The 7560-nt window shown below is 50.2% G+C and carries 4 protein-coding genes and 1 pseudogene; 2 read left to right on the forward strand and 3 right to left on the reverse strand.

The annotated features are described in order from the left end of the window. The 3 genes from AC4MRN_RS06865 to AC4MRN_RS06875 form a co-directional block, all read right to left on the reverse strand. Nucleotides 1–529 (reverse strand): SDR family NAD(P)-dependent oxidoreductase (locus AC4MRN_RS06865; protein ID WP_491202854.1); only part of this gene is annotated, 529 nt, incomplete at its 3' end. Between the two features lie 22 nt (nt 530–551). Then, on the reverse strand, nt 552–2906 hold the full coding sequence (locus tag AC4MRN_RS06870; RefSeq protein WP_491202855.1) for a glycoside hydrolase family 2 TIM barrel-domain containing protein: 2355 nt from the start codon (nt 2904–2906) through the stop codon (nt 552–554). A 138-nt stretch (nt 2907–3044) separates the two neighbouring features. Then, nucleotides 3045–5681 carry a TonB-dependent receptor gene (locus tag AC4MRN_RS06875; protein WP_491202856.1) on the reverse strand — a complete coding sequence of 879 codons (2637 nt, stop codon included), beginning with the start codon at nt 5679–5681 and terminating at the stop codon, nt 3045–3047. Nucleotides 5682–6149: 468 nt separating this feature from the next. Between AC4MRN_RS06875 and ssb the strand changes: the two genes are divergently transcribed. Both ssb and AC4MRN_RS06885 read left to right on the forward strand, forming a co-directional pair. Beyond that, on the forward strand, nt 6150–6716 hold the full coding sequence (ssb, locus tag AC4MRN_RS06880; protein ID WP_073317018.1) for a single-stranded DNA-binding protein: 567 nt from the start codon (nt 6150–6152) through the stop codon (nt 6714–6716). A gap of 99 nt (nt 6717–6815) precedes the next feature. Next, nucleotides 6816–7560: pseudogene (locus tag AC4MRN_RS06885) on the forward strand (hypothetical protein); the annotation flags it as partial.

Genomic DNA, 7560 nt, shown 5'->3' on the forward strand with positions numbered 1-7560 from the left:
AGTAACGCAAAATAATGGCACTGAAACGCTCAAAGGCCACACAGGTATCCTGCATGATCAATTCAACCATGTACTTACTGCGTCCATAAGGGTTGGTTGGTGCCAATGGGAACGACTCATCAATGGGTACAGTATGCGGATCGCCGTATACCGTTGCCGAAGAACTGAATACCAGCGCCTGTACGTCGGCTTCCAGCATGCACTCAATCAAGGTTTGACTGGCAGTCACATTGTTGCGGTAGTACATCAGTGGTTTTTCAACAGATTCACCTACCGCTTTGGAGCCTGCGAAGTGAATTACGCCATCGAATTCATATTGGCTGAAAATGCGTTGCAGCAGTGCCTTGTCGCCCACATCGCCTTCAAAGCAGGTAATGGACTGGCCGGTAATGGCTTCCACGCGCTTGAGTGCCTGTGGGTGACTATTGCTGTAGTTGTCGATAACGACGACCTGGTGACCTGCGTTAAGCAGAGCCACACAGGTGTGCGTGCCGATATAGCCCGCACCACCAGTGACCAGAATTTGCATGCCTTAAAATGCTCCTAAATCGTTAAAACGTGAGAGTGGCCGCGGCGAGTCCCGGGCCGGAAACGGTTACTGTTGCACCGCTCAACTGCTGACCTGCTTCAATTAACAGTGCAGCTTCACCACGGGCAGTCGTAATAGGGCTTTGATTTAATATAGTAATATCGCCAGTACTGCTGGCTGAAAGTTCGATGTTGTTGACGAAAGCCGGGTTGCCGTTGGCGTCCAACAGTTGAGCATACACGAATACCACGTCTTTCACGCCTGCTTGAACTGGCATGCCGCTTTCATCAATACGCAAGGCGATTTGGGTGGGGGCGGACGCCGTAGCAACACTGTGAGTCGCAACAACCTGGTTATCGATGAGCGCTTCCGCGCGCAACGTACCCGCTTCAAAACCGGCCAACTTAAAAGTAAACGGCGGATGCGCCAGGTGTGAGCTGAGTGCGTCGGTATCCGGCGTCTGTTGTGCAATCAGGGTATCGTTCAGATACAGCTTAACCTGTTCGGCGTTAGAGAATACCCGCACAGCTGGGCTGGAATCAGCTTGCCAATCACTGGCAATGAATACCATTGGGCCACTGGTGTAGCGGTTATCGACTTCCTCGGGAGAACGCTGGCTCTGGAATAAGTAATAGCTGTACTTAGGCTGGCGGTAGAGACTCATGATACCCGATGACTCAATGTCATCAGCATAGCCACGGTTGTAGTCGAACATCACCCAATAACCGTCAGCAAATGCAGGCACGGTAAAGTTATCGTTGTGCGCTTCCTGTAGGTTCAGAGCCTGTTGTAGCAAGCGCTTTTCACCGCTATTGAGCAACTGGCGACTGGTACGCTCTTCTTCTTTCAGGCCTTCCCAAGCATCCTGGTTCAGACCCGCGTTCTGCGCATAGTATTCCCAGTCACCGTATTCAGACACAATGTAAGGCTGGTTTGGCGTGCTGTAGTGCTGTAAACGGTGTTGGCGGGCCTGCACGAAGATGTCGTAACCCTTTTCCCAACCGGCAGAAAACGCACCAGGGTATTCGGTTTTAACTGTGTTGTGCAGTGTTGCAATGAACTCGTCTGGCATATCAGATTCGTTTAACGAGCATTCCCAGGCGATCACGCTGGCGTGGTTGCGATCACGGCGAATAAGGTCGGCGCAGCTGTCGATAATATTCGCATCGAAGGCCGGATCGGCGTTATAAAACTGCCAGCCTAACACGGCGTTGAGCAACACTAAGCCCAGTTCATCCGCAGCTTGCATAAAGGCAGGGGAGTGTGGGTAATGCGACAGGCGCACATAATCGAATCCGGCTGATTTAATTTTTACCGCGTCGCGGTAATCGGCCTGCGGAGAAATGGCATAACCTACAAAAGGGTATTCCTGATGGCGGTTAACGCCGCGTAGGAAGGTTTTCTCGCCGTTGATCAGCAATTCGTGGTTTTCATTGAAGGCAAATTCGCGAATACCGATTTTGCGCTGCTGACGCTCAACCAGTTCATTGTTACGGCGCAATTCGGTAGTCAGGGTATACAGGTTGGGTTGAGTCGGCGACCAGAGTCTGGCTTGTTCAACGGTAAGTTGCTGCTCAAGGTGTTTAGCCTGTCCTGGCTCAAGGGTATACTGGGTTTGCTGGGAAATCGTTTGCTCTTTATTTTCCAGTGTTTGCACTAGGGTAAACGTAGCCGGCGTTGCTGATTGGTTGGCCACATGAGTTTTAATGTTGACGCGGGATACGTCTTCACTTACCTGAGGGTATGTTACAAAAATACCGCCGCCTGCAGGAATGTCGGCCAGAATCTCGTCAGTAATGTGCAGCGGATCTTTCACCATCACACTCACGCCGCGATACAAACCACCATAGGTATTAAAGTCCAATAGCTCCAGTGGTTTCGGGCCCGTCAGCGGATTGTCCTGATTGTCCAGTTTCACGGTTAGCGTGTTGCTGCCCGGTTGCAGGTAAGGGGTGAGATCCAGTGTGAAAGGCAGATAGCCCCCCATGTGCTCGCCTAACTGCTGGTCGTTGAGCCACACTGTTGCAACGTTCATTGCAGCTTCAAAGCGCAGTAGCACGGTTTTTTCATGCCAGCTCGCGGGCGCGTCGAAGGTTTTCTTGTACCACGCAATGCCTTGCCATTGATCGTTGACGACTTCGGGCTCGAGATTTGGCGTGTGGGGTAGCTGTACGGTTTGCCATGAATCAGCAGGCGGCTGGCCGTTTTCATCGGCTTTAGTGAACTGCCATTGTTGATTGAAATTAATGGTTTGGCTTATTGCAACCCCGGACGTGGTGCTGTCGATATCAGCGGTGTCCGAAGGCGGATTGGGTTGGCAGGCACTGAGCCAAAGTACATTGCTCAATAGCAATGCCGTACGAGCAAAATAGTTCACGAGGTAACCTCAGTTTGTTTAAACGTAGTAACTAAAAACAGAATGGGACTTGCTTTAAAGCGGGCAGAACCTGAACCAGGCACACACGTCAGGCTCTGCCAAAACTCGCTGCCCGTGGGTCTCAGGCAGCGATGTTCCTTACATGGAGTATTGGAAACCAATCAGGTAACGCTTGCCCCACTCAATGTAACTGCCGATGCGGCTTGGGTCGTTGTCGAAGTAGCTTTGCGACACTTCGTTAGTCAGGTTTTGACCCTGCAGCATGATCTTAAACTTGTCAGTCACGTCGTAGGAGATACTGGCATCAACGGTTGCTTCCCCACGCGTTGTGGTGATTTCCGTTGGATCCCAACTGCCAACACGCGTGTAGGCACTGCGGTAGTTGTAAGACACCTTGGCGTCAAACCCAGCTTTGTAGTACCACAAGGTCAGGCTGCCAACGTTTTTCGACAGTCCGCCTAATGGCAGTGGGTTGTCTTCCGGCACAAACTCGGTCACGTTGCTGTCGGTGTAGCTGTAGTTCGAGTAAATTCCGAGGCCGTCAAAGGGCTCTGGCAGCATGGTAAACGCTTGCTGATACATTACTTCGAAACCGCGAATTTGACCGCCATCGCCGTTAACCGGGCCGCTGAACTGATATTCAACGCCGTTGAACGTAATGGTGTCAGTGGCGCTACCCACGTGCGTTTTCAGGTCTTTAAAGAACAAAGAGAACGTCAGTGCAGCGTCTTCTGAGAAGAAGTATTCGTAACCTAAGTCAATCTGGTCAGCCACAAAGGGGTCCAGTTTGGGGTTACCACCTGAAGCCGTCTTCACCGGAGATTGGTTATCCAGCCAGAAACCCGTGCGCATTTCTACCAGCGGTGGGCGTGACATGGTGCGGGCCAGGCCAACACGAACTTGTGAATCTTCGGTTACCGACAAACGCAGGTTAAGTGACGGCAAAATTTCGCTGTAACTGTGGTCTACTGATGTTGGGTCAATGGTTACGCCGTCTTCGGTTTGGTAACCGGCAGACGTAGATTCTGTGCGAACATAGCGCACACCGGCGTTACCGGTATAAGGAATACCAAACAGTTCGCCGTCCAGGTTAACCATAACGTAAGCCGCAGAGTTGGTTTCCTGCACGTTCCACGAGTTTAATAAGTTCTGCGCTTGTGGTTCGTAGTCGTTGCGGCTGTCAATGCCACCAAACGCCTGATTAACTACTGATTGCCAATTGTTGATGGTGTATAGATCAGGCGATACAAAGCCGCCGCCCAGTGCGTAGCTGCTGCCGTAGCCGCTAACAGAACTGTCGGTTACTCCCTGCCACCATGTCACTACATCATTATCTTTTTCGCGATCTGACCAACGAACACCAAAGCTCAGCTGGGTGGCGTGTCCCCAGTCTACAAAGCGAGACATATCTGCTTTGATGGTCAGCATTTCGTCGTCGAGGATGCGGTCGTTGTCAACGGTCATGCCGTTCAGCGTGTAGTAGTCCGGATTGCCAATCTCTTCGCTGGCAACGACTTCCAGACGGTCGCCGCTTACATCCCAGCCAATATCAACGGGTGTTGGGCCGGTATAGGTTGAAGTGACATTTACCCAGCGTGATTCAATCGATGCGTTTGAGTAACCTACATCCAGCGCGGTTAGCCAAACATCACCCTGCCATTCCAGATTCAGACCGGTGCTTACCAGTTCGTTTTGCTGGAACCAGGTAGCGTTGTTAGCCGAGTGATTTGCCCAAATTAAGCCGCCAGCGGTGATTTGTTCGCCACCATTTTCTGTCGTCACAATTTGCGTGTCATACTGAGAATTCTGGTAGTTCCATAGGCTGGAGTTCTGCCAGTTGCCCCAGCCGTCGAACCAGAACTGGTCTTCACGTTCTTCGATATCAAACTTGGAATAGAAAAGGTTGTATTTAACCTGTAGGGCATCAGTGGGTAGCCACTGGATCACGGCCATGCTGCCTACACGTTCAGTGTTACCGCCTTTGGTTGCGGATTTACCACCCCATGGCGCCGCTTCTTTGATGCCGTTTTCGTTTACGTCACCCATGTCCCACTCGTATTTGTTGTACGAGTAAGAAGAAGTTTCTCGCTGTACCGATGGCTGATCCTGATACGCAATACCAAAGGCAAAACCAAAGGTGTCAGAGATAGGCTCGATGATACTGAAGCTACCGCGCTTGCCGCTGGCATCGGCGGTGGGGACATCGTCACCCAACACGTAATCCATGGCATGTGCAGTGACCGTTACCAGTCCTTCATCGCGCGACAAAGGTTCAACAAAATTCATGTTAACCAAACCAGAAATTCCGCCTTCTGTTTGGTTCGCCATTGGGCTCTTATAGACTTCTACCGAGCTGATCAGCTCAGCAGGAAATTGTTCATAGCGCACGCTTCGGCTCGGTTCGCCACTCACGATTTCGCGGCCATTCATTGTCGCCAGGTTCAGGCGAGGCCCCAGGCCGCGGATAGACAGAATACTAGGGTTACCGCGGTCACGGTCGGCGGCAACGCCAGGCAAACGGGCCAGCGCGTCAGTAATGGTTACATCGGGTAACTGGCCCAAATCGTCGGTCGAGATGATCTCAACGGTAGAGTCGGCCAGTTTTTTGTGTTGCAGTGAGCGGGTCAGCGTACTACCAAAGCCACGTACGGTAATGACTTCAGTTTCTTCTTCCTGTACCTGGGCGGTCGTGTCTTCCTGGGCATGTGCCACAGACAGTCCCAGTCCCTGAACTAATGCTAGTGCGGTAAGGCTCAGTTTAAATGGTGTTTTCATATATAACTCCCAAGGCAAGAGTGTCTCGTTTTTCAAATTCTGTGGACGTTATCTATTTATTAATTATTCGTATGCTTAGGTTAACGACCACGCTAGCAATAACATATTTATAACATAAGAGGGAAAACGTTTTCCATAAAAAGTGTGTAAATTTATCACGTATTTTTTAAAGTGTATAAATAACAATGATTTAAACGGTGAAACGATTTCCTGCTTTTCGTCGTAGTGATTCATATTTGAACGAATTGAGGAAAATGAGGTTTAGCATTCCCTGCTAGTGTTCAGGTATAAATGACCTTGAACACTGATATCATTGGCGTTAAACAGCGGTTAGCAATTTATCTTGTCCGCAAGCAGAAAAAGGGACTGAGCGCTTGGCAAATTTAAGATATACTGGCAAGCTTCGTTAGAATATATTAAGCACGACAGACGCTATAAAAGCGCGTAACAGATTTACAGGAGACATCCATGGCAACACGAGGCGTTAACAAAGTCATTCTGGTCGGTAATTTAGGTAACGACCCGGAAGTGCGTTACATGCCCAACGGCAACGCCGTTGCCAACTTAAGCCTGGCAACCAGTGAGAGCTGGAAAGATCAGCAAGGTCAGGTTCAGGAACGCACTGAATGGCACCGCCTGACTATGTATCGTCGTCTGGCGGAAATTGCAGGTGAGTACCTGAAAAAAGGCTCTCAGATTTACGTTGAAGGTAAATTGCAAACCCGCAAATGGCAGGATCAGCAAGGCCAGGATCGTTACACTACCGAGATTATCGTTGACCAGATGCAAATGCTGGGTGGACGTGAAGGTGGTCAGGGCGGCCAGGGCGGCGGTTACCAACAGCGTCCACAAGGTGGCGGCCAGCAAGGCGGTTACAGCAATAACAATAATCAACCTGCCTACGGCGGCAATCAGGGTGGTGGCAATCAAGGCGGAGGCTACCAGCAACAGCCTCAACAACGTCCTCAGGGCGGTCAGCAAACACCACCAATGGCCGAACCTGATTTTGATTTTGATGACGATATTCCGTTCTAGGATCTACCATAGACCTATTTTGCAAAATATATTGATTAAGCCCTTATTTTAAGGGCTTTTTTGTGCTCACTGACTCCCCCTTTCTCGAAGGTTTCTGGTATGAAAACGCTTTTCTGCAGCTTTATGTTGTTCCTGATTTTGCCTGTAGGGAGTGTGAAAGCCTCTTCAGTTGACATTGCCGTTGTAAAACAGGCCGATCAGCAATGGATACTCTCCTATCAGGCTTCCGAACCCGTTACTAAACTGGCCTTTGTGCGCAACCCCGATAAAACCCGAACTGAGCGTTGGGAGCCGGTTTCAGATGGTTTTCACCTTATTTATAAGGAAGGGCAGGAGTATCTGCTCAGAAAGGATGGTGCGGTATTTAGCGAAGTCAGTGTCAGGCTAACCCCAACCTACACGCATCTGGCAAAGGACTATGCGCCGTTTTCCCCGTTTTCAGATGGTGGGACGCTGATATACACAGGCAGACTGTTTGCTTGCGCAAACACCTGTGACGACAATAACAATCAATGGCAATTTTCTCTTCAAGTGCCAGACAACGAACATATCCTCATCGATGGTCAGATAGCAGGGGAGCAGGCTTCATGGACGGATAGTGACAATGGCATGAACGTATATGTTGGCTCACAGACACCACTGGAAACGCAAAATGTAGTGGCGATGGTTGACCCCGGATTACCGGAAAATATGAAGCATGCTTTGGATACAGATATACCTGAATTGATGCTGTACTTCGAACCGCAACTAGGGAAAATCAATGGGAAAAAGCCGGTTCTGTTTGCCTCCTATGCCAACGTTAATGGGCACTCATCGCAGGGCGGAACGCTGCCAAACCAAATAT

The organism is Marisediminitalea sp. (assembly GCF_984433645.1).

Bases quoted from the DNA above. Each gene is read 5' to 3' on its own strand.
- ssb (WP_073317018.1), top strand. From the start codon at position 6,150: ATGGCAACACGAGGCGTTAACAAAGTCATTCTGGTCGGTAATTTAGGT.
- AC4MRN_RS06875 (WP_491202856.1), bottom strand. From the start codon at position 5,681: ATGAAAACACCATTTAAACTGAGCCTTACCGCACTAGCATTAGTTCAG.